Origin of the sequence: Nocardia sp. CNY236 (genome assembly GCF_000482385.1) — a bacterium.
GTDB lineage: Bacteria > Actinomycetota > Actinomycetes > Mycobacteriales > Mycobacteriaceae > Nocardia.
The window spans coordinates 78,349-100,080 of the sequence record NZ_KI519393.1 but is presented as its reverse complement, the minus strand read 5'-3'; the positions used below and the strand labels follow the sequence as shown (position 1 = coordinate 100,080).

The 21,732-nt window shown below is 66.0% G+C and carries 17 protein-coding genes and 1 tRNA gene; 10 read left to right on the top strand and 8 right to left on the bottom strand.

Annotated features, from left to right (window positions below):
• Position 1: 1 nt before the first annotated feature.
• Both K940_RS0122015 and K940_RS0122005 read right to left on the bottom strand, forming a co-directional pair.
• The gene (locus K940_RS0122015; protein ID WP_028479229.1) at positions 2–784 is read right to left on the bottom strand and encodes an Fpg/Nei family DNA glycosylase; all 783 of its coding nucleotides are present in this window, start codon (positions 782–784) and stop codon (positions 2–4) included.
• Between the two features lie 117 nt (positions 785–901).
• Positions 902–5,458, bottom strand: coding sequence for an ATP-dependent helicase (locus tag K940_RS0122005; RefSeq protein WP_028479228.1), 4,557 nt, complete (start codon positions 5,456–5,458; stop codon positions 902–904).
• 105 nt (positions 5,459–5,563) lie between these two features.
• Between K940_RS0122005 and K940_RS0122000 the strand changes: the two genes are divergently transcribed.
• Positions 5,564–6,109 carry a histidine phosphatase family protein gene (locus K940_RS0122000; protein WP_028479227.1) on the top strand — a complete coding sequence of 182 codons (546 nt, stop codon included), beginning with the start codon at positions 5,564–5,566 and terminating at the stop codon, positions 6,107–6,109.
• A gap of 543 nt (positions 6,110–6,652) precedes the next feature.
• A complete protein-coding gene (locus K940_RS0121990; protein WP_028479225.1) occupies positions 6,653–7,489 on the top strand; it encodes an SDR family NAD(P)-dependent oxidoreductase in 837 nt (278 codons plus the stop codon).
• Here K940_RS0121990 and K940_RS29915 read toward each other — a convergent pair.
• Together K940_RS29915 and K940_RS0121980 are read right to left on the bottom strand one after the other, a co-directional pair.
• Positions 7,482–8,558, bottom strand: coding sequence for a Gfo/Idh/MocA family oxidoreductase (locus K940_RS29915; protein ID WP_081706560.1), 1,077 nt, complete (start codon positions 8,556–8,558; stop codon positions 7,482–7,484). The two genes, K940_RS0121990 and K940_RS29915, sit on opposite strands and share 8 nt — an antisense overlap.
• Positions 8,559–8,566: 8 nt before the next feature.
• On the bottom strand, positions 8,567–9,475 hold the full coding sequence (locus K940_RS0121980) for a sugar phosphate isomerase/epimerase (RefSeq protein WP_028479224.1): 909 nt from the start codon (positions 9,473–9,475) through the stop codon (positions 8,567–8,569).
• 263 nt (positions 9,476–9,738) lie between these two features.
• On the opposite strand from K940_RS0121980, the gene K940_RS0121975 reads away from it, so the two are divergent.
• The 6 genes from K940_RS0121975 (at position 9,739) to K940_RS0121950 (ending at position 16,588) form a co-directional block, all read left to right on the top strand.
• Complete coding sequence (locus K940_RS0121975; RefSeq protein WP_028479223.1) at positions 9,739–10,872, top strand: iron-containing alcohol dehydrogenase; 1,134 nt, start codon at positions 9,739–9,741, stop codon at positions 10,870–10,872.
• Positions 10,873–10,894: 22 nt separating this feature from the next.
• Positions 10,895–11,377 carry an S-ribosylhomocysteine lyase gene (locus tag K940_RS0121970; RefSeq protein WP_036529840.1) on the top strand — a complete coding sequence of 161 codons (483 nt, stop codon included), beginning with the start codon at positions 10,895–10,897 and terminating at the stop codon, positions 11,375–11,377.
• 103 nt (positions 11,378–11,480) lie between these two features.
• A complete protein-coding gene (locus K940_RS0121965) occupies positions 11,481–13,277 on the top strand; it encodes a gamma-glutamyltransferase family protein (RefSeq protein WP_028479221.1) in 1,797 nt (598 codons plus the stop codon).
• Positions 13,278–13,756: 479 nt separating this feature from the next.
• Entirely contained in the window at positions 13,757–15,010 is a 1,254-nt protein-coding gene (locus tag K940_RS0121960; protein WP_036529923.1) for a sensor histidine kinase, read from the top strand.
• A gap of 10 nt (positions 15,011–15,020) precedes the next feature.
• Entirely contained in the window at positions 15,021–15,665 is a 645-nt protein-coding gene (locus tag K940_RS0121955; RefSeq protein ID WP_028479219.1) for a response regulator transcription factor, read from the top strand.
• Between the two features lie 308 nt (positions 15,666–15,973).
• Entirely contained in the window at positions 15,974–16,588 is a 615-nt protein-coding gene (locus K940_RS0121950; RefSeq protein WP_028479218.1) for a GNAT family N-acetyltransferase, read from the top strand.
• A gap of 153 nt (positions 16,589–16,741) precedes the next feature.
• On the opposite strand, the gene K940_RS0121945 is transcribed toward K940_RS0121950, so the two are convergent.
• Both K940_RS0121945 and K940_RS0121940 read right to left on the bottom strand, forming a co-directional pair.
• Positions 16,742–16,818 (bottom strand) — tRNA-Met (locus K940_RS0121945).
• A gap of 68 nt (positions 16,819–16,886) precedes the next feature.
• Positions 16,887–18,416: an aldehyde dehydrogenase family protein gene (locus K940_RS0121940; RefSeq protein ID WP_028479217.1), complete on the bottom strand. Its 1,530-nt coding sequence runs from the start codon at positions 18,414–18,416 to the stop codon at positions 16,887–16,889.
• A gap of 112 nt (positions 18,417–18,528) precedes the next feature.
• Here K940_RS0121940 and K940_RS0121935 point away from each other — a divergent pair, with 112 nt between their 5' ends.
• Positions 18,529–18,981, top strand: a complete 453-nt coding sequence (locus tag K940_RS0121935) for an Lrp/AsnC family transcriptional regulator (protein WP_028479216.1) — start codon at positions 18,529–18,531, stop codon at positions 18,979–18,981.
• A 64-nt stretch (positions 18,982–19,045) separates the two neighbouring features.
• Complete coding sequence (lat, locus tag K940_RS0121930; RefSeq protein ID WP_051407447.1) at positions 19,046–20,422, top strand: L-lysine 6-transaminase; 1,377 nt, start codon at positions 19,046–19,048, stop codon at positions 20,420–20,422.
• Here the strand turns inward: lat and K940_RS0121925 are convergent.
• Both K940_RS0121925 and K940_RS0121920 read right to left on the bottom strand, forming a co-directional pair.
• Complete coding sequence (locus tag K940_RS0121925; RefSeq protein ID WP_028479214.1) at positions 20,377–20,724, bottom strand: hypothetical protein; 348 nt, start codon at positions 20,722–20,724, stop codon at positions 20,377–20,379. The two genes, lat and K940_RS0121925, sit on opposite strands and share 46 nt — an antisense overlap.
• Before the next feature lie 31 nt (positions 20,725–20,755).
• The gene (locus K940_RS0121920; RefSeq protein ID WP_028479213.1) at positions 20,756–21,694 is read right to left on the bottom strand and encodes a patatin family protein; all 939 of its coding nucleotides are present in this window, start codon (positions 21,692–21,694) and stop codon (positions 20,756–20,758) included.
• Between the last annotated feature and the right edge of the window lie 38 nt (positions 21,695–21,732).

Here is a 21,732-nt window from a genome sequence, read left to right as displayed (position 1 = left end):
ATCAACCGGCCGGGGCCGGCTGGCAGCGAGGGCAATAGTAGATTCCGCGTTCGCGCTGCACCACGCGATCGTAGTCGGGTGCGGTCTCGCCGAGCAGCTCGCTCGCCAGTGGGGTGCCGCAGCGCTGGCACGGACGGCGGGCGCGGCCGTAGGCCAGTGGCCGGCGCACCGGTGTGTCGACGGCTTCGGTCAGAATGCGGCGCGCTTCGTTGACCAGGGCGAGCAGATTCGGGACATCGGCGACGAGAGTGGCGGGATGCACCCGCCGCAGAAAGCACACCTCGCTGCGATAGATGTTTCCGATACCAGCCAGATTGCGCTGGTCGAGAAGCGCTACCCCGATCGGCCGGCCGGGATGGCGTGCCAACCGCCGCACGGCTTCGGTGGCATCCCAGTCGGGTCCGAGCAGGTCGGGTCCGAGATGATCGATGATCCGATGCTCGTCGCGCCCGGGTAGCACCTCGACGGTGCCCAGCGAAAACCCGACGGCCTCCAGCTGCTCGATCCCCAACACGACCCGCGCTGCGACCCTGGGCTTCGTCCATCGTTGTCCACGGTGGAACACCCGCCAGCTGCCCTCCAGTTTCAGATGGCTGTGAACGCTCATCGTCGGCGTGCGAATGAACAGATGTTTACCATAGCTGCCCACGTTCTCGATCGTTTGGCCACGTAGATCGGCGGTCGCATACCGTGGTACCCGAAAATCGCTGCGGGTCAATATCTTTCCAGCCAGCGCCGCATGCAGGCGTTTGGCGGTCAGGAAGACGGTGTCGCCCTCAGGCATCCGACGATCCTGCCCGCTCGAAGGGAACCTCGACGGCTCGGTTGCGCAGTCGTCGGTTCATGGGACGGACTGTAGGCGCAATCGCGCGTACTCCACCACGCGCCGCACCGAACCCGTTCATGGGTGGCGTCGTAGTCGAAGTCCACGTGGGGTGGCAGCGAAGCCCGCCTCGAGGAGAAATCCGGCAAAGGTGTTGCCGTGCACGGTTTCTCCGTTGACCCGATCCACGACCAGCGAGTCCACCCGGCGCTGCCGGACCAGCTCGGCGAGCGAGTGCGCCGCGCTGCGGCGGGTGTCGGGGTCCTCGGTGAAGGTCAGCAAGGTCTTGCCACCGCGTTCCACATAGAGAACCAACTCTCCGTCGACCAGAACGACCAGCGCACCAGCTTTGCGCCCGGGACGGTGTCCGCCGTCGATGTCGCTCTTCGGCCAGGGGAGCGCGGCCCCGTACGGGTTGGCTGGATCGCAGGCAGCCAGCGCTCGGGTCGTCTGCGGCAGCCGCTCGGGCTCGGCGCCGGCGCGGTCGGTGTCGACAGCGCGCAGGCGGTCCACGACATCGGTGGTGGAGAACTGTGCCCCACCGAGCGTGTCGATGAAATACCCACGCCGGCACCGCCCGCGATCTTCGAACTCGGTCAGTACGCGGTACATGAGTGCGAAGCCGCCCGGTACTCCTTCGTTCTGCACCGAGCCCTTGGTCAGGACGCCGTACCGCTCGAGAAGCAGATCCGCGGCGGCGTGCGCACGGACCGTGTTGTCGAAGGCCCGCTCGGGCAGTAGAGACCACCGCCCAGCCACGGCTGGCGGGCCGGAGCGGGTGGGCATATTCGGTCGGGGAAGATAGGACCGCGCTCGCGGCGCTCGTCGCGGAGTCCGGTGTGCTGTGGTGGTGCGGGTCGGTGCGGACAACAATGCCCGCACCGGCGCGAAGGTGTCACCGGAGACCAATCCTGCCCAGACGAGTTCCCACAGCGCGGCCGCCGCGGTGTCGTCGAGCAGGGCCGTCGCATCCGACAGCTGCCGGAAGAAGAACGCCCCACCGGCTGGCGGCCCGACGACCGGGTCGGCGCCGGTTGGTCCGAGAGGCATCCGGGATGTGACGGTGGCCCCCAGGACAGCGAGGAGTCGTTGTTGGACGTCGGTCGGGTCGATGTCATCCGGCGGTGCGAGCGTGAGGGCGGCCTGCTCGGCCAGGTGCAGGGCAATCCAGCCGTCTTTGGCGGTGATGGCGCCGTGACCGGACCAGATCACCTCCCCGGTGGCCATGAGTTCGTCCAGCATGGCCGGGGTGTAGTCGGTCACCCGCGCGGGCAGAACCAGCGACTCCCAGGCCGATGCCGGAATCGGGACGCCGGCAAGTTGTTCCACCACCGCCGCCACCCCGTCCACGCCCCGCAGCGCATCGGTACCCACATGCTGCCAAGCCGGGAGGAAACGGCCGAACGCGGCGGTGGTGACCGGCTCGACCTCGTGTCGTGCCGCGGCGAGCGAACGGCGACGCAGTCGGCGCAACACCTGGACGTCGCACCATTCACCCCCGGTGGACCCGGGGGTGAATTCGCCCTCGACCACACGCTTCTCCGCCACCAGTCGGTGCAGTGCGGTGGCAGCGACCGCCGCCCCGAGCCCAAACCTGGCTGCGACCGCCTCGGTCCCGAACGGGGCGTGCGTACGGGCGTAGCGGCCGATCAAATCGCCGAGCGGGTCGGCTACCGGTTCGATGAACGCCGCCGGAGTGCCGATCGGTAGGGGAACCCCCAAGGCGTCACGCAGGCGGGCGGCGTCTTCCACCGCCGCCCACCAGATGCGGCCGGCGAACGACACTTCCAGCGCTCGGCGCGCGCCAGTGAGGTCGGCGAACCACGCGGTCGGGTCCGCGGCGCAGCGCTCGGCGGCCTCGGCAGCCGTCAGCGGCCCGAGTAGTCGCAACAGATCGGCCAAGCCCTCGGCATCTCTCGCGTGTCGCTCAGCGGTGAGTCGCTGTAGTTCCCGCTCCGTCTGTTCGGCCACCGCGGCATCGAGCAGTTCGCGAAGCTCGACTCGGCCCAGCAACTCGGCGAGCAGACCGGAGTCGAGCGAGAGTGCGGCTGCGCGGCGCTCGGCCAACGGACTGTCGCCGTCATACATGAACTGTCCGATGTAGTCGAACAGCAGAGCATTGGCGAACGGCGACGGCGTCGCGGTCTCGACCTCGATCAGCCGCACATGCCGGCGCGCCACCTGGCCGAGCAGCCCACGCAGCGCCGGCAGGTCGTAGACATCGCGCAGGCATTCCCGCACGGTCTCCAACAGAATCGGGAACTGGGGAAACTTGCGTGCCACGTCGAGCAGCTGGGCCGATCTCTGCCGCTGTTGCCACAATGGGGCGCGTTTGCCCGGGTCGCGGCGCGGCAGCAACAGGGCGCGAGCGGCACACTCCCGGAATCGGGAGGCGAACAGCGCCGAGCCGCCCACCTGCTCGGTGACGATGTCGTCGATCTCCTCGGCCTCGAAGACGAAAAGCTCGGCGCCGGGCGGATCGTCGGTGGTGTCGGGCAGCCGCACCACGATGCCGTCGTCGGAGGCGTTCGGCGCGGCGTCCACGCCGAACCGCTCGCGCAGCCGGGCCCCGACAGCCAATGCCCACGGTGCGTGCACGGGCAGACCGAATGGCGAGTGCAGCACCAGCCGCCAGTCGCCCAGCTCGTCTCGGAAGCGTTCGACCACCAGGGTGCGGTCGGTGGGCAGGTGCCCGGTTGCGGTTCGTTGTTCGTCGAGGAGCGCGACCAGGTTCGCCGTGGCATTGTCGTCCAGGCCGGTCGATTGGTCGATTGCCGCCTCGGTTGGTTCGCCGGTACGTGGTCGCCCGGCCGTACGCACGAATTCGCCGAGCGCCGCGCCGAGTTCCGAAGGGCGTCCCAGTCCGTCACCGTGCCAGAACGGCAGCCGGCCCGGCTGGCCGAACGCGGGCGTCACCAGTACTCGATCGTAGGTGATCTCTTCGATTCGCCAGCTCGTCGCGCCGAGGGCGAACACGTCACCGACCCGGGATTCGTAGACCATTTCCTCATCGAGTTCTCCCACTCGTGAGGCCTTTTCACCCACCATGTACACCGCGAACATGCCGCGGTCGGGAATCGCGCCACCCGAGGTCACGGCCAGCCGCTGCGCACCGGGTCGGCCGGTGAGTGTCCCGGCGTCTCGGTTCCAGACCACTCGAGGTCGCAACTCGGCGAACTCGTCGGAGGGATAGCGCCCCGACAGCAGATCCAGCACCGATTCATAGGCCGACCGCGGCAGCGAGGCGTAGCTCCCCGTACCGCGCACGACCTCGAACCACGCGTCGACATCGATTGGATCCAGGGCGCACGCGGCGACGGTCTGCTGTGCGAGAACGTCGAGTGGGTGTGCGGGGATCTGGATCGCCTCGATCAGGCCGGTGGACATGCGCTGTGCCGTGACCGCGCAGTGGATCACGTCGGTGCGATGCTTCGGGAAGATCACCCCGCGCGAGATCTCGCCGACTCGATGCCCGGCCCGCCCGATCCGCTGCAGGCCGCTCGCGACCGACGGCGGCGCCTCTACCTGAACAACCAGGTCGACCGCTCCCATATCGATGCCGAGTTCCAAACTACTGGTGGCGACGACGCAGCGTAGCCGCCCGCTTTTGAGATCGTCCTCGATCAGTGCTCGCTGCTCTTTGCTGACCGAACCGTGGTGCGCGCGTGCCAGCAGGGGTTCTGCGCCGTGGGTCACCTCGGTGGACGCCCCGAGGTGGGCGGGGGGTTTGTGGTCGGTGCGGACCGGCTGCCCCACCCGCGCCGCATGCGCCTCGTTCAGCCGGGCCGTGAGGCGCTCGGCCAGCCGGCGCGAATTGGCGAATACGATCGAGGACCGATGCTCGAGCACCACATCCACGATCGCCTCGTCGACATGGGGCCAGATCGACCCCGGCTGATCGGAGTCACCCGGCTCGGTCATATCCGCCACCGGCACCCGGACCGACAGATCGAACGTCTTCGGCGCGGGCGGTGCGACCGTTGTGATCGGTGCCGCGCCGACCAGAAACTGCCCGATGTCCTCGGGCGGGCGAACCGTGGCGGACAAACCGATGCGTTGCGCCGGTCGTTCGGTGAGTAGATCGAGGCGAGCCAGCGACAGCGCCAGATGGGCGCCGCGTTTGGACCCGGCGATGGCGTGCACTTCGTCCACGATCACGGTCCGGACATTGCGCAGCGTCTGTCGTGCCGCCGAGGTGAGTATGAGAAACAGCGACTCCGGGGTGGTGATCAGGATGTCCGGTGGGGTGCGTTGCATCGAGCGTCGTGCGGCGGCAGTGGTGTCACCGGAACGAACTCCGACGGTGATCTCCGGAGGCTCGAGTCCGAGCCGTTTGGCGGTCTGCGTGATTCCGACCAGTGGCGCGCGCAGGTTGCGCTCCACGTCGACGGCAAGCGCTTTCAGCGGTGACACGTACAGCACGGAGGTGCCGGCGGGCTCGGTCGGCAGCTTTCGGGTGGCCAGTCGATCGATCGCCCAGAGGAAGGCCGAGAGTGTCTTGCCGGACCCGGTGGGTGCGATGACGAGGGTGTGCTCACCGGCCGCGATCGCCTGCCAGGCGCCCAACTGAGCGGGCGTGGGCGCCGGAAATGCGCCGTCGAACCACTCCTGAGTGGGGCGAGAGAACTGGGCCATGGCATCAGTGTGCCCCGCACGACCGACATGCGGGGCGCCGGATGACGAGCTCACCCACGGCCGGCGCCGCCCGGCACGATGCCGCCGAGCCGTACCCTTGCACGGATGCAGACGGTGCTCAAACTCGGCTTGGTGAGCCATGGCATGACCGAGGCGATGCGTGCGGCGCGTTTCCCGGCCGACGAACCCCTCACGCCCGCGGGACGTAGGTCGCTGTCGGAATGTGGGCCGCTCACCGCCTCACGGGTATCCATCGGGCCGGAGTGCCGGACGTCGGAGACCGCTGATGTCCTGGGATTGCAGGGAATGACCGACTATCGGTTGCGTGACCTGGGCGCAGGTGATTGGCGTGGTCGTGAATTGACATCGATACCGGAACCGGACCTCCACCGATGGCTGACCGACCCCGAGTTCTGCGGGCACGGAGGGGAATCCGTGGTCGCTGTCATCGAACGAACCAGGGACTGGTTGGCCGAGATCGTCGCCCATGCGGAATCCACCATTGCGGTCACGCATCCGGCGATCGTCCGCGCGGCGCTGCTGATCACGCTCGACGCCCCGCCGGAATCGTTCTGGCGTATCGACATCGCACCCGGCAGCGTCACCCGCATGCACTACCGCGGTGCCTGGACACTACGTCTCACGGTGTGATGCGCAGGGCGTGCCGTCGAACTGATGTATGCGTTCGCGAGCGAACTCATGCCGGGCCATGCGCTGCGAGTGCGGTGTCGAGGTCCCCAGCCGAGATCGAGTGTTCCCGCGATCTCATCGATTCCGGGTACCCGGGCTTCGCTCCCGGTGCAGAAGAACCCGATGAGGTCACCGTCGTCGGAGCGCGCCTTCACAGAAGGGTAGGAACCCACAATGGCAGGCACGCGACCGTTGAGATCGTAGACACTCCAACGGTCGTTGCAGTGCCAGTTGGATATCGCTTCTGCGTCGTGCAGCGACATCGGGCAGATGACGAGATCTGTGGGCCATTTCGCAGTCACGACGCACATATTTGTCGCAGGCGCGATGGCGAGCAAGTATGCCGTCGAGCATGGCGAAGTCCGTTGTTTGCACCGAAGGGCGGATCGAGCTGAGATGATACCGGGTACGACTCGCGACGAGCCGATCGTTGCCACGAGTCCGTGCAGCTGCGGTCGTGGAGGCGGAGACGTCCGCCACGAATGCGTAACAAGGAGCCTTCGCATGAGAATCCTCGGATCCGACTACCCCGGCATCGACGTGGGCAAGGCCACCGTATTGATCACCGGTGGCGGCCGTGGTATCGGCCGGGCCACTGCGGAGCTCTTCGCTGCCAAGGGCTCTCGTGTCGTGCTCGCCGACGTGGACGAACCCGCCGTCGAGGCAGCGGCCGCCGCGATCGGTGCGGACCCCTACGAACTGGACGTGCGCTCGCGTGAGCGGTGGGACACGGTGGTCGCCGAGGTGGGCGAGATCGACATCCTGGTCAACAATGCGGGTGTCATGCCGGCGGGCGCGTTCCTCGACGAGCCGGACACGGTCGGGCGGACCACGATGGATGTCAACGTGTGGGGCCTGGTTCACGGAATGCGGGCTGTCGCGCCGGGCATGATCGAGCGGCGCCGCGGTCACATCGTCAATGTCGCCTCACTGGCCGGCAAGGTGCCGATCCCCGGACTTGCGCTCTACAACGCGAGCAAGTTCGCCGCTGTCGGTCTATCGGCCGCAACGCGCCTGGAATTCGCCGCACAGGGCGTCAGCGTCAGTTGTGTGCTGCCCTCGGCCGTGCGGACTCGCCTGTCTTCGGGACTGACACTCGGGCGTGGTATGCCGACTGTCGAGCCGGAGGAGGTCGCCGCCGCGATCGTGCACACCTGCCTCACCCGCCGGGCCGAGGTGGCGGTGCCGAACTATCTCGGCCCGGTGGATATCGCGCTGGCAGCGGCGCCGGAACGTGTAGTGCGTCTGATTCGTGGAGCGTTCGGTGGCGATCGGGCACTGCATCCCGCGGACGAGCAGACCCGTGCCGAATACGAACGGCAGGTTCGTTCGATCAGCTGATTCGGTGTGAAGTGCGCTGGGAAGTCGGTAGGTCGCGCGCCCCTCGGTGAGCGGCACCCAGGAATTCCTCGGCGATCTCCGCGGGCTCGACGGGTCGCCGCTGAGCGCGGGATACCTCGCAGGCCTCGGATACGAGTAATGCCGTGAGAGCCTCCCGGCCATCGCACGGATTGCCGATTTCTCCCGCGACGACGCGGAGGAAGGCATCGATCTCGGCTTTGTAGGACACCTCGAAGCGTTGGAGGAAGCCCTGCCACGGGTCGGGAGGTCCCGGCACGCCCGGTTCCACCGATGTGATCGGTGTGCGGGCATCCAGGCCGACCCCGATTTGGTCACGGGAGCCCGCGAGCTCCATCCGAACGTCGTGCCCGGCGCCGTTGTAGCGGGTGGCGGTCACCGCCGCCAGGGTGCCGTCGTCGCACGTCGCTACCGCCACGGCCGTGTCGACGTCCCCAGCCTCGGCGAAGTAGTCGGCGCCACCGTTGGAACCCATCGCATACACTTCGACGATCTCGCTGCCTGTGATCCATCGAATGGCGTCGAAGTCGTGGATGAGGGCGTCGCGATACAGACCGCCCGACAGTGCGACGTACTCGGCGGATGGCGGCGCCCTGTCGGTGGTGGCGGTGCGGATGGTGTGCAGCCGACCGATTCTGCCGTTTCGTACGGCTTCCCGTGCCGCGAGGTAGCCGGGATCGAATCGGCGCTGGAAGCCCATCTGGAGTATGGTGCCGGCATCCTCGACCTGGTCGAGCACCGCGACTGTCTCGGCGAGGTCGAGGGCCAGCGGCTTCTCGCAGAACACCGGTAATCTCGCGCGTATGGCGCGGGCGACGAGCTCGGCGTGGGACGCGGTGGCGGAGGCTATGACCACCGCATCGATCTCGGAGTCGAACGCCTCGTCGATGGCGCCAGCGGCCCACACACCCGACCCGAGTTCAGCCGCCACGGCAGCGGCACGTGCGGCGCCGGCGCCGGCAACGATGAGTTCATCGACCGCGGGGTGCGCGTGAAGCGTCGCGGCGTGGAAAGCCCCGAGGCGTCCGACGCCGACAAGCAGAACCTGCATGAGAAATCTCACTCGATGAAGGAGCGCAGAACAGCAAGAGTGCGCTGGGCGATCGGCAATGGTCGAGTCGGCGTGCAGGGGTACATGTCTTGTTCGACGATGGCGAACACCTCGCTACCGAGGCTCCGTGCTGCCGTGAGCACCGGTTCGAGAGCCGGCAACCCGGTCGGAGGCTCGCACATCACACCGCGTTGGACAGCGGTTCCGAAGGGCACGTCGTTCTCGATCACTTCCGTGAGGACGACCGGGTCGACCTGCTTGAGGTGCAGGTAACCGATTCGATCGCCGTCGGTCTTGATCAGGTCGAGGGCATCACCACCGCCATAGGCGTAGTGGCCGGTGTCCAGACATAGACCGACCGAGTCGGCATCGGTGTCATCGAGGAAGCGTCGCACGCTCGCAGGGGTGTCGAGGTGAGTGTCGGCGTGTGGATGCACGACAAGCTGTAGACCGTAGATGTCGCGCACCCGGCGACCGAGCCATTCGGAGCCGGACGTGAGATTCCTCCACTGTTCGGTGGTCAGCTGCCGCGCCTCGACGATTTGCCCGGTCTTGTCGTCGCGCCAGAGTGCGGGAACATCGACCAGGTATCGAGCGCCCACAGCCCGAGCGCACTCCGCGACCGGGCGAACCTGCTCCCAGGCATGGTCCCAGGCAGCCGGGCCGTGGTGGAGGGACGTGAAGACGGTACCCGCGCAGAGGTGAAGCCCTCGGCCCAGCAGCTCCCGCGAGAGCCGGGCAGTGTCGGTCGGCAGGTAGCCGTAGGGGCCGAGTTCGATCCATTCATACCCTGCTCGGGCAACTTCGTCGAGAAATCGCGGCCACGGTACTTGTCGAGGATCTTCGGCGAACCAAACGCCCCACGAAACGGGAGCGGATCCAATTCGGATTCGCCCCTGAGCTGGAATGGAGGACATGAGAAGAATTCTCCCCTCAGGTCGATATCGAGGTCCTGGTAGCTCGACTGCTGCCGAGCAGCGATACACTGTGCAACGCGACTTCATTGTAGTTCTGGACGAAAGTCGCATTCAACCGAAACGGGGTGCGTGTCCGCTTTTTCGGATACGAGCGTCTCATAAATGTCGCGCATGGCGGCGATCATCGGGAATATGTATGGTGGCGAACATCTCGAATGCAGTTTCTGTTTGCCTGTCAGAAGATCAGCGATGAATGAGGACCTATGTCTGTTTTGCGGCAATGGCACGCTGATGCTACCCAGCGTGTGCAGTGGAGCACGGGAGTCTATCAGGGGCTGCTCGATGTCACCCCCGAAGAAATTCCGACACTTTTCGGCGATTTAGATGCATCGCGGAGAAGATTTCTGGCCGTCGATGCGAACGTGTGGCGCATCTACGGCCAACAGATTACAGATCTGCTCAATCGTTTCGGGGTCGAATATAGCGATCCGTGCATAATTCAGGGAGGTGAATCAGCGAAAACTCGCGATACGGCCCGCCAAGTTTACAAGGAATTGGAGAAATTCGGTGTCGCGCGTTTCGGGGAGGCTCCGATCGCGATCGGGGGTGGCGTCCTGCACGATCTGTTCGGGATGGTGGCCGGAGAGTACCGCCGGGGCCTCACCTGGGAGTTCATCGGGACAACCGTGACGGCCGCGATCGATGCCATGTTCGCCCTGAAGTGCGCGGTGAACGACGAGTGGAAGAACCGCAGCGGCCTCTACCATCCGGCGCGATATTCGTGGACCGACCCGCGGTTCTTCGAGACGCTCCCGCTGAGTGATATTCGTGCGGGGTTCGCCGAGGTCATCAAGGTTGCGGTCGCGGGTGATCAGGTGCTGTTCGACCTGCTCGAAGACAATGGGCCGCGCGTGGTCGGTGAGCGTTTCCAAGGAGCCGACGAGGCAGCAGCGGAGATCCTCGCCCGGGCTATCGCATGGATGATGTGTGAGCTGGAATCCAACCCCTGGGAGCGTAACCCGGCTCGGGCGTCCTATCTCGGGCACAACATCTCCCCAGGGATCGAGCCCAGACTGCCGCACGGACGGGCCGTCGCCCTCGATATCGCGTGGACGACGATGATCGCGTGGCGGCGTGATCTGGTCGACCTCGCTACGCGAGACCGAATCCTGCAGGTCATCCGGTCGGCCGGTCTCGAGGTGTGGCATCCCGTGATGGAGGAGTCGCAGCGGCTGATCGCCGCGCTCGAGGACACTGCACTGCACCGAGGTGGTGAGCAACTGGTTCCGACACCGATCGGCATCGGGTCCGTCACATACCTCAACGACATAACAACCGCCGAGTTGTTGGGTGCAGTCGAGGATCAACACGGGGTGTGGCTCGCCGACGCGTCCTGAGTTCGACCGGAAGGAGGCGCCGATGGCCGATCTCGATCATCGCCACGTGGAGCCCCCCTATTTGCGGGTGATGTCCAGTTACGGGCCGCCCGGCGGGGAGAGTTCGGCCGCGGTGTGGGATTTTCGACTCGTGCGCCCCAACCGAGAGCAGGTTCCTGGCCCGGTCAACCATTCGCTGGAGCACTTCCTCGGTGCGTACGTCCGGCGCAAGCACCCGACGATCATGAACGTCGCCCCGATGGGCTGTCGGACCGGACTATATGTGTGGACCATCGGCCCGTGGACGATCGATGCTCTCGCCGACGTCCTGGCGAGTGGATTGCGCGCGATCGGTGAGGCGGAGGCTGTGCCGCTGGCGAACGTCATTCAGTGCGGATGTGCGCACTACCACTCGCTTCAAGGGGTGAAGGAGCTGGCGGCGCAACTGCTCCGGCACCGTGCCGGATGGAGCGATCCAGGCCCCGACGCGCACGAAGTGCGCGAGCGCGACCTGTTTCTCCTGTAGCACCGGTGCTGTTCGGTTCGTGCAGCACGAACGGTGGCCGAATCATTGCGAGTGAGGTGCCGATATCGCCTGGGTCCACATAGGATCGTGTGGAGGACTTGCGATGCGTTTCCGCCCGGAACTACACGGCAGCTACGGCGCCGTCTCGTCGACCCACTGGCTGGCCTCCGCCGCGGGTGCGGCGGCGTTCGAGCGGGGCGGCACTGCGTTCGATGCGGCGGCGACGGCTGCCTTCGTTATCCAGGTGGTCGAACCTCACCAGAACGGCCCTGGAGGCGAGGTGCCGATCGTCGTGTACGACGCAGCCACCGAGGAGGTGAAAGTCATCTGCGGGCAGGGGCCGATGCCCTCCGCCGCGACAGTGTCGGCATTCCGGGAGCGCGGGCTTGCCGAGGTCCCCGGTTCGGGCCTGTTGTCTGCCTGTGTACCAGGCGCATTCGGCGCATGGATGCGCCTGATGCAGCAGTACGGCAGACTGCCGATCGCGGACATCTTGGCTCCTGCCATCGGGTACGCCGAAAACGGCTATCCTTTGCTGCCGCAGGCAGCGATCATGATCCATGCTTTGGCGTCGTTGTTCCGCGAGGAGTGGACGGAGTCGGGAGCTACCTATCTCGATGGTGGGCGCGCGCCGAGACCAGGTGCGCGCGTGCGCAACCAGGTCTTGGCGCAGACCTATCGGCGCATTCTCGAACAGGCCTGTGCGCGGACTTCGAACCGTGAGGGCCAAGCCGAGGCAGCCCTGGACGTGTTCTACACCGGGTTTGTCGCGGAGGCCATCGACACGTTCATGGCGACGGCGACACCGATCGACTCCACAGGCATGCGCAACGCTGGTTTCTTGACCGGCGCGGACCTGGCGGCGTGGCGTCCGACCGTCGAGGACCCCGTGAGTCTGGACTACCGTGGCTACCTCGTGCACAAGCCGGGCCCCTGGTCCCAGGGCCCGGTCTTTCTCCAGCAATTGGCGCTGTTGGAGGGGTTCGATCTTCGAGCGGCCGGTTTCGGTAGCGCGGATCATATTCACACGGTGGTGGAATGCGCGAAGCTGGCCTTCGCCGACCGCGAGGCATGGTACGGCGATCCCGACCACGTGGAGGTGCCGCTCGCGGCGTTGCTCGACCCCGCGTACTCCGCGGCGCGGCGCGCGCTCGTCGCTAGCACGCCCTCGGGCGTTCTGCGCCCAGGCCGACCCGATGGCCGAACCCCGTGGGTGCCACCCCTCGCCACGTCCTCGACTCCTCCATGGGCGTCGGATCGGCTCGCCGAGCTCGGCGATGGCTTCCCGGAGATCGTGCGCCTGACCACGAGCGCAGGTGACACGGCGTGCGTCAGCGCGACCGACCGCGAGGGCAATATGGTCGTCGCCACCCCCAGTGGAGGCTGGCTGAAGAGTTCGCCGGTGGTACCCGGCCTGGGTTTCCCGCTCGGCACGCGCGGCCAGATGGCACTGCTCGCCGAGGGACACAACAATGCCCTCGCGCCGAACAAACGGCCCAGAACCACGCTGAGCCCGACACTCGTCCGCACCGAAGACGGCAAGCCCTACCTGGCGTTCGGCACCCCGGGTGGAGATCAACAGGACCAGTGGACGCTGAATTTCTTCGTCGACCACGTCGACTTCGGCATGAGCCCGCAGCAAGCCGTCGAGGCCGCCACCTTCCACAGCGAACACATGCCGACATCGTTCACTCCGCGGCGGTCCCGCCCCCTGGGTGTGGTCGTCGAGGAGGGCATCCCTGAGCCCACCGTCACCGAGTTGCGCCGTCGTGGCCACGACGTGCGCATTGCTCCCGCGATGTCCCTGGGCAAGATATGTGCGACCGGGCCTGGTTCAGTTGGCGGGGTGCTCGCTGCAGCGAGCCCGCGCGGGGAGCAGGCGTACGGTGTCGTGCGTTGAACGAGCCTGTGCGGGCTGCGCGATCTCTTCCATGAGCATTCGTAGGGTTGGCGAGTGTTTTTCTGGTGGCAGTGCGTCCAACGCTGCTGCTGCAACACGATCATGTCGGCGCTCAACCGGCGTTGGATCTCGCCAGCTCCGACACCCATATAGTCCCGGCCCTACCTGACCAGGCGCTCCTCCCATTGTGCGACTCCGGATGCCGAAGGGCGCAAGCGAGCCGAGAATCCTTGTGCCAAAAGGTCGGATGCGACAACGGGCGCGATGGAAGTCGCAGCAAGGTGGCTCAGGAATTCGCGCCGGTTCGCATTTCGACGATGCCCGGGACCGATCATGTCGGGCTCTTGTGCCCCGTGCCCACGATGGATCGACTGCTGGACTACCACCGTGCACTTGGTTCGACACTGGTGCCAGCACCACCATGGCGATTCCAGACTGCAGGATGGAGGTGCGGTCACACACCCGGAATCCTGTTCTCCATGATCGATTTTGCTCAGCTTCGGCGTGACCTCGCCTATCTGCTGCCCGGCATCGTGATCGGGCTGGCGACCTACACCACGCTGCTCACCGGGGTGGTGCTGGGTCTGTCCCTGCTCATGATGTGGGTCGGTGTTCCACTGCTGGTTGCCACACTGGAGCTGGCCAAGAGATTCGCCGCCGTGGAGCGGCGAAGGATACGGGCGGTTCTCGGCCGAGAATTGCCACCCGCCTACCACCGGGCAGCAGATGCCTCCGATGAAATTCTGCGTCGCTTCCTGGTCGTCTTGCAAGACCCGCAGTGCTGGCGTGACGTGCTGTTCGGTGTGCTGTTGCTGCCGGTGACCATAGTGACATGGGGTATCTGCGTGATCTGGATCTGCGCCGCGGTGTTCGGGTCGCTGTATCCGCTGTATGGGTGGCTGATACCGCACAGTCCCGATGCGGAGTCGTTGGCCGGCGTGTTCGGGTGGCAGGGATATGTCGGGACCGCGGTCGTGAATGTGGTGCTCGGCGTCGTATTCCTCCTGTCCGCCCCTCGAATGCTGCGGTTGCTGGTCAGCGCGCACGTCGGCCTGGCTCGCTCCCTACTGACCAATGAGAAGGCGGCTCTGCGAGTCCGAAACGCGCAACTCACCGCGAGTCGTGGTGCGGCCAGGCACGCCGAGGCACAGACCTTGCGCCGTGTCGAACGGGACATCCACGACGGTCCACAGCAGCGTCTGGTTCGATTGTCCATGGACCTGGAGGCGGCCCGTCGCCGCTTCGACGACAATCCTGCGGCAGCAAAGACATTGGTGGACGAGGCGATCGTGCAGAGCAACGAGGCGCTGGCGGAACTACGGGCCGTGTCCCGCGGCATCGCGCCACCGATTCTCGTCGATCGGGGACTCGCGGCAGCGGTGGCTGCGGCGGTCACCCGGTGTCCGGTTCCCACGGTGCTGGAATATGCACTGGACGACGAACTGCGTTTGCCCGAATCGGTGGAGACTGCTGCCTACTTCGTGGTCAGCGAGGCATTGACCAATGTCGCCAAGCATTCGAGCGCCGCCGAGTGCACGGTGCGCGTGACAGCGGAGGACACCGCACTGTGGATCAGGGTGACCGACGACGGTGTCGGAGGTGCACAGCAGGTCGGCGGACACGGGCTGTCCGGCCTCTCCGACCGGCTTGCGGGAGTGGATGGCCGGCTCGACGTGTTCAGCCCGGTCGGCGGGCCGACCGTGCTGACCGGGGAGATCCCGATAGCCCAGTAGCATGACTGGCGTGCGGGTGGTGCTGGCCGAAGATTCTCTGTTGTTGCGAGAGGGCTTGATTCGTTTGCTGAACGAGGCGGGCGCCACCGTGGTCGACGCCGTCGGCGATGGCGACGCTCTGGTGGACGCGGTGGTCGCGCACCAGCCCGACGTGGCGATCGTCGACGTGCGCATGCCGCCGTCGTTCACCGATGAGGGTTTGCGCGCCGCGATGCAGGCCCGTCGTCGCGTCCCGGGCACTGCGGTGTTGGTGCTGTCGCAGTACGTCGAGCGCGCCTATGCCGCGGACCTGTTGTCCGAAGCCGGGATCGGCGGAGTGGGCTATCTACTCAAGGACCGAATCTCCAAGCTCGAGGAGTTCGCGGACGCTCTACACCGGGTGGTCGGCGGCGGCGCCGTACTCGATCCCGAGGTGGTCGCGGGATTGTTCGCGCGTCGTCGGCGCGACCCGTTGGACACATTGACTCCACGAGAGCGGCAGGTACTGGCGTCGATGGCCGAGGGCCGCACCAACGGCGCGATCAGTAAGCGTTTGGCGATCAGCGCCGGCGGGGTGGAGAAGCACGTCTCCTCGATCTTCGCCAAGTTGCAGTTGCCGCCGTCCGCCGACGACCACCGCCGAGTACTCGCCGTGGTGACCTGGCTGAAATCCTGAATGCGCGGATAGGGCACCCGCGTCTCGATTCGCAGGACGGGTCCGAGTCGGTGTAGCTGCCACGCTGGCCTGGCTGGTAACTGGCGGCCCCCACCCGATCCGTCGAGCCGCACGACTCGCGTCCCTGTGGCGGCGCGTCGCGTCGCTCAGCGGAGCTGGGCTGATAGTTCTATGTGGGTAAACCCCAGTGGGTCTGGATGACATTCCTCACAGTCCGCGGCTCCCGGATGCGACACCGGGAGCTTTCGAATCGAGTACCCGCAGCAGTTCTGGCCGCGAAACCGACACCGTTCTCAGGAGGTCAGCACGTGCCCAGCACTATCCGTGACGCCACCGAGTCCGACCTCCCTGGTTGTGTCCGAGTACTCTCCGAAGCGTTCGCCGACGACCCGGTGACGACAGCGATCTGGCCAGACCAGCAAGGACGCTACCGCGCACTGCCCAAGTACTTCGCCGCGATGCTGCATCACTTCCACAGTGCCGGCGCCGGAGTGCAAATCGGCGTCGACCACGGCGGACACATCGGCGCCGTCGCGGTCTGGGATCCTCCCGGTCAGTGGAAGCGCAGCGTTGCACGGACAGTGCGGGCCCTGCCGGACCTGTTGCCTGCGGTCGGAACTCGCATGGTCGGCGCCATACGTGTCGGTCGCACCCTGGACCGGCACCACCCGGACGAGCCGGTGCACTGGTTTCTCGACCTCATCGGCACACCGGTCAGTCACAGGGGCGGGGGCTACGCCGCTGCGCTGATCGAGCACCGCGTGGAATCTTCGCCCGGAATCGGCGCCTACCTGGTGTGTACCAGGGAGGAAAACATCACCTACTATCAGCGATTCGGATTCGATGTCATCGATCCCTTCAGACTCCCGATAGGTGATGAACCCACTGTGTGGTCGATGGCGACCGCGCTGGGGTCGCCATAGCATTCGCGGCAGGTCGGGTGGACGGTCGCAGCCGCCGGTCGCGCAGCATCCGTTGCTGTTGGGAATGTGATGTTTGCTGTGAGGACGGCGGACACGGTTTCGACAATTTGAAAAGCCCAGGTCGAACCTTCGAGTTCGGCCGACCTGGGCTGCTGGTAGCGGGGACAGGATTCGAACCTGCGACCTCTGGGTTATGAGCCCAGCGAGCTACCGAGCTGCTCCACCCCGCGTTGCGTGGACAACCTTACACACCACAGGTGCGAAATGGCGAATCGTGCTGGTGGGGTGTATCGGGGAGTCAGCCGAATTCGATTCCCTGGGCGAGAGGAAGGTCGTTGGAGTAGTTGACGGTATTGGTGGCTCGGCGCATGTAGGCCTTCCAGGAGTCCGACCCGGATTCGCGTCCTCCGCCAGTGTGTTTCTCTCCGCCGAAGGCGCCGCCGATCTCGGCGCCCGACGTGCCGATATTCACGTTGGCGATTCCGCAATCGGACCCGTCGGCGGCCAGGAAACGTTCGGCTTCGCGGTGATCTGTGGTGAATATCGACGACGAAAGACCTTGTGGCACAGCGTTGTGCATGGCGATCGCAGCGTCGAAGTCGTCGTATGTGAGCACATAGAGAATCGGTGCGAATGTCTCTTCGCGTACCACAGCGGTCTGCGCGGGCATTCGCACGACAGCGGGCTGCATGTAGTAGGCGTCGGCGCCGAACCCGTCGACTCGATCGCCGCCGCAGACCAGTTCACCGCCGTCGGTCACGGCTTTGTCCAAGGCCGCGCGCATCTCGGCGTATGCTTTCGCGTCGATCAATGGACCGACCAGCACCTCGTGGTCGAGTGGGCTACCCACACGGAGTTGCCGATACGCGTGCTCGAGGCGCTCGACCACCTCATCGACCACCTCGCGGTGTGCGATGAGTCGGCGGAGAGTCGTGCATCGTTGTCCGGCGGTGCCGACCGCTGCGAATACGATGGCTCGCGTCGTGAGCGCCAGATCGGCGGAGGCGGTGACGATCGCGCCATTGTTCCCACCCAACTCCAGCAGGCACCGCCCGAACCGTTCGGCGACTCGCGGCCCGACGAGCCGACCCATCCGTGTCGAGCCGGTCGCGCTGACCAGCCCTACCCGTTCGTCCTCGACCAGGCGAGATCCGATCTCGCTGCGGCCTTGGACCAGCTGATGCACTTCGGGATCCGCGCCCACCTCGATCGCTGCGCGCCGCAGCAATGCATGGCAGGCCATCGCCGTCAGGGGCGTCTTCTCCGAGGGCTTCCACACCACGGTGTCGCCGCACACCAGCGCGATCGCGGTGTTCCATGCCCACACCGCAACCGGAAAGTTGAACGCGGTAACCACGCCGACCACACCGAGGGGATGCCAGGTCTCCATCAACCGGTGTCCTGGTCGTTCCGAGGCCATCGTGAATCCATAGAGCTGCCGGGACAAGCCGACGGCGAACTCACAGATGTCGATCATTTCTTGCACTTCGCCCACGGCCTCGGCCGGGATCTTTCCGACTTCCACGGTCACCAGCTCGGCCAATGCGCGTTTGTGCGTGTCGAGCAGCTGCCCCAGCCGGCGTACCACCGCGGCGCGAACCGGTGCGGGAACAGTGCGCCATGCCCGAAAGGAGGTGGTCGCCCGTCCGATCGCGGCGTCCACCTCATCGGGTGTGCTGGGATGCAGGCTCAGCAGCTGCCCACCGGTGATCGGCGTGCGCGCGGGCAGGTCGCCTGATTGTGGTGGGGGTGCGCCGAGCTCGCGCAGCGCCGCGATTGCGAGAGCGGCGAGTTCACTGGTGGTTTCGTGACTCCATTGCTCGGTCATCGCTGGTTCCGCCAACCTTTCGGCCGCATCGCGGCGTGCCTGTCCCGTGCAGCGGGAGAATGGGAACTCGGGTTGTGGGCACGAGTGGGGTCGCCTGGGTTAGCCTTCGCTGATGGCGGATACACCGGCAAGACCCGTACTCGACGACATCGATCGCCTGCTGATTCGTGAACTGATGGCCGACGGACGAGCCACCTTGTCGAATCTGGCCGAAAAAGCGAGCCTCTCGGTATCTGCTGTGCAGTCGCGGGTGCGTCGATTGGAAGCGCGGGGTGTGATCCGCGGGTACACGGCACATGTCGATCCCGAGGCGCTCGGTCAGCTGCTGTCGGCATTCGTCGCGATCACTCCTCTCGACCCCTCGCAACCCGATGATGCACCCGCGGTATTGCAGAATGTCCCCGGAATCGAGGCGTGTCACTCGGTGGCCGGCGACGAGAGCTATGTGTTGCTGGTTCGAGTGGCTTCTCCGCGGCACCTCGAGCAGTTGCTGCAAGAGATCAGAGCCACCGCCAACGTGCGCACGCGGAGCACCATCATATTGCAGACATTCTATGACAAATAGCAAAACCGTGGAATAAATCCGACTCGGGCTAGTGTATTTGCGATATTTTTCGTACTCTCGGGGTGTGACCATCGAACTGGAAGGCACCCGCCCGGCGGTCACCCCCGCTGCCCGGGTCCACGAGATCTTGTCGGCCAGCATCCTCGCCGACGGCTTCGATCTGGTGCTCGACCTTCGACAGTCGCGTGGCTGCCGTCTCGTCGACGAACGTGACGGCAGCCACTATCTCGACATGTTCGGCTTCTTCGCATCCAGCGCTCTGGGCATGAACCATCCGGCCCTCGCCGAGGATCAGCAGTTCCGCGCCGAGCTGGCCGCCGTCGCGCTGAACAAGCCGAGCAATTCCGACATCTATACCGTCGAGATGGCCCGCTTCGTCGAGACGTTCGTCCGCGTGCTCGGCGATCGACGGCTACCGCACCTGTTCTTCATCGACGGCGGCGCACTCGCGGTGGAGAACGCGCTCAAGATTGCGTTCGACTGGAAGCGCCAGCACAACGAATCCCATGGCCGCGCACCGGAACTCGGTACCAAGGTGCTGCACCTGACCGGCGCGTTCCACGGCCGTAGCGGCTACACCATGTCGCTGACCAACACCGATCCGGTGAAAACAGCGAGCTTCCCCACCTTCGACTGGCCTCGGATCAAGGCCCCGTACACCACCGACGCGTTCGATGTACGCGAGGCGGAGGAGTGCGCCCTGGCCCAGGCGCGGCGAGCATTCGCGGAAAGTCCGCACGACATAGCATGTTTCATCGCCGAGCCGATCCAGGGTGAAGGCGGCGACCGTCATCTGCGTCCACAATTCCTGCAGGCCGTGCAGCGGTTGTGCCGAGACAACGATGCACTGTTCATCCTGGACGAGGTGCAGACCGGAGTCGGCATGACCGGAACCACCTGGGCATACCAGCAGCTCGGGCTCGAGCCCGATGTCGTTGCGTTCGGCAAGCGGACCCAAGTATGCGGCGTCATGGCGGGTGGACGCGTGGACGAGGTACCGGACAATGTGTTCGTGGTCGGCTCCCGGCTGAATTCCACCTGGGGTGGCAACCTCACCGACATGGTGCGCACCCGGCGCATCCTGGAGGTGATCGAGCGCGACGATCTGATCGCTCGGTCCCGCCCCCTGGGTGGACACCTTCTCGACCGTCTTGTCGCACTCACCGCTCGGCATCCCGATGTCAGTGAGCCCCGCGGACGGGGGCTGATGTGCGCGGTGACACTGTCGTCGGCTCGGCTGTGCGACGCGGTGCTCACCGCGCTGTACGAACAAGAACACGTGCTGATCCTCGGGACCGGTGAGCGCGGCATTCGATTCCGCCCCCCATTGACGGTCACCCGCGCCGAACTGGACGAAGCCGTGGATGCACTCGACCGGGTACTGACCAACCTTGCTCAGGTCACACCGATCGGGCGCAAACCCAAGCCGTCCTCGACGTAGCGCCGGACTGCCGACACACCGGCGTCCAGCGCGGACTCATACCCGGAGCGCGCCCACCCGGTGACCTTCGCGGCGCCGTCGCCGGTCGGCGTCACCCCGACTTCGGCCACCATCTCGGCTGTGGTCGGCTCGCACACCGCCCACGAGAAATGGGTTTCCTGCTCCCAGCCAGCGCTGCGCCGGGCCACATAGTCCGGGTCGGTGGTCCCGGCGGCGGCCAGGGCGGGGCGGTCATCGATCCGGTCGTCTGCGCGCAGGGCGCGTAGGTACCACGTACCTGCGTTGATCTCGATCGGTTCCATCGAACTCGGTTCCCTTTCGTGCGCTCGATGCTCACATGCTCGCCACAGTGTCGGCGAGTGCGGTCAGAACGGCCCGGCGGCCGATGCCCAAGGCCTCGCCCAGTAGCGCAGTGTCGCGTGAGGCTGCGTCGACGTCGGGTGATCCGAGTGGGGGACGGATCTGCAGCACGGATTCGCCCAGGTCGGCCAGCACCCGGTCCTCGATGTCCTGCTGACTGCGGCGTTCGATCCATGCCCGGTAGGCCCCGGGCGCTGTTGCGCGCAGGTACCCACCGCCGACGATCTGGTGCAGTAGTGACGCAGGCGGGCGCCGCTCGTCGACGCGCCGTGTCCGCAGCACCAGGGCGTGTGTGGCCGCGGAGCCCACAGCGCTGCGGATCGGTACCGACTCGGCGAGACCGCCGTCGAAGTAGGCGCGGTCACCGATCCGGACCGGCGGACCGGCCAGGATGGGCAGGCCCGCGGACGCGCGTAGTGCCCGCATGAGTGTGTGCTTGTCGGTGATGTGCGGATGCAGGTCTACGGCGTGACCGGTATGGGTATCGGTGGCGATGGGATGCAGTGTGGTCGAGTTGGCCAGGATGGCGTCGAAATCCATCGGCTCGATCCCGTCGTACACCTGGTGCACGAGGTAGCGCAGATCGAACGGCGGTTGCCCGCGTAGGAAGCGGGTCGGATCCACCGCGCGGCGCATGATCGCGGGATCTGTCCACGAGCGCATGCCGGAGATCGCGCGGCCGGACAGTAGCCAGGCGCCGTTGATGGCACCTGCCGACGTGCCGTACACCGCGTCGAATATCGAAGCAAGGCCGAGCTCCTCCAGCGCGGACACCATGCCGCTGGAGTACACGCCCCGGCTGCCGCCGCCCTCCACGACCAGCACCAGCCGATGACCGTCGGCCCGGCTGGCGGTGCTGCGCCGGGCGCGGATGAGCTCGATGACAGGGGACGGACGCGGCGAACTGGTCACCGAATCACGATACGGCACACCCCGATGGGACCCGATCG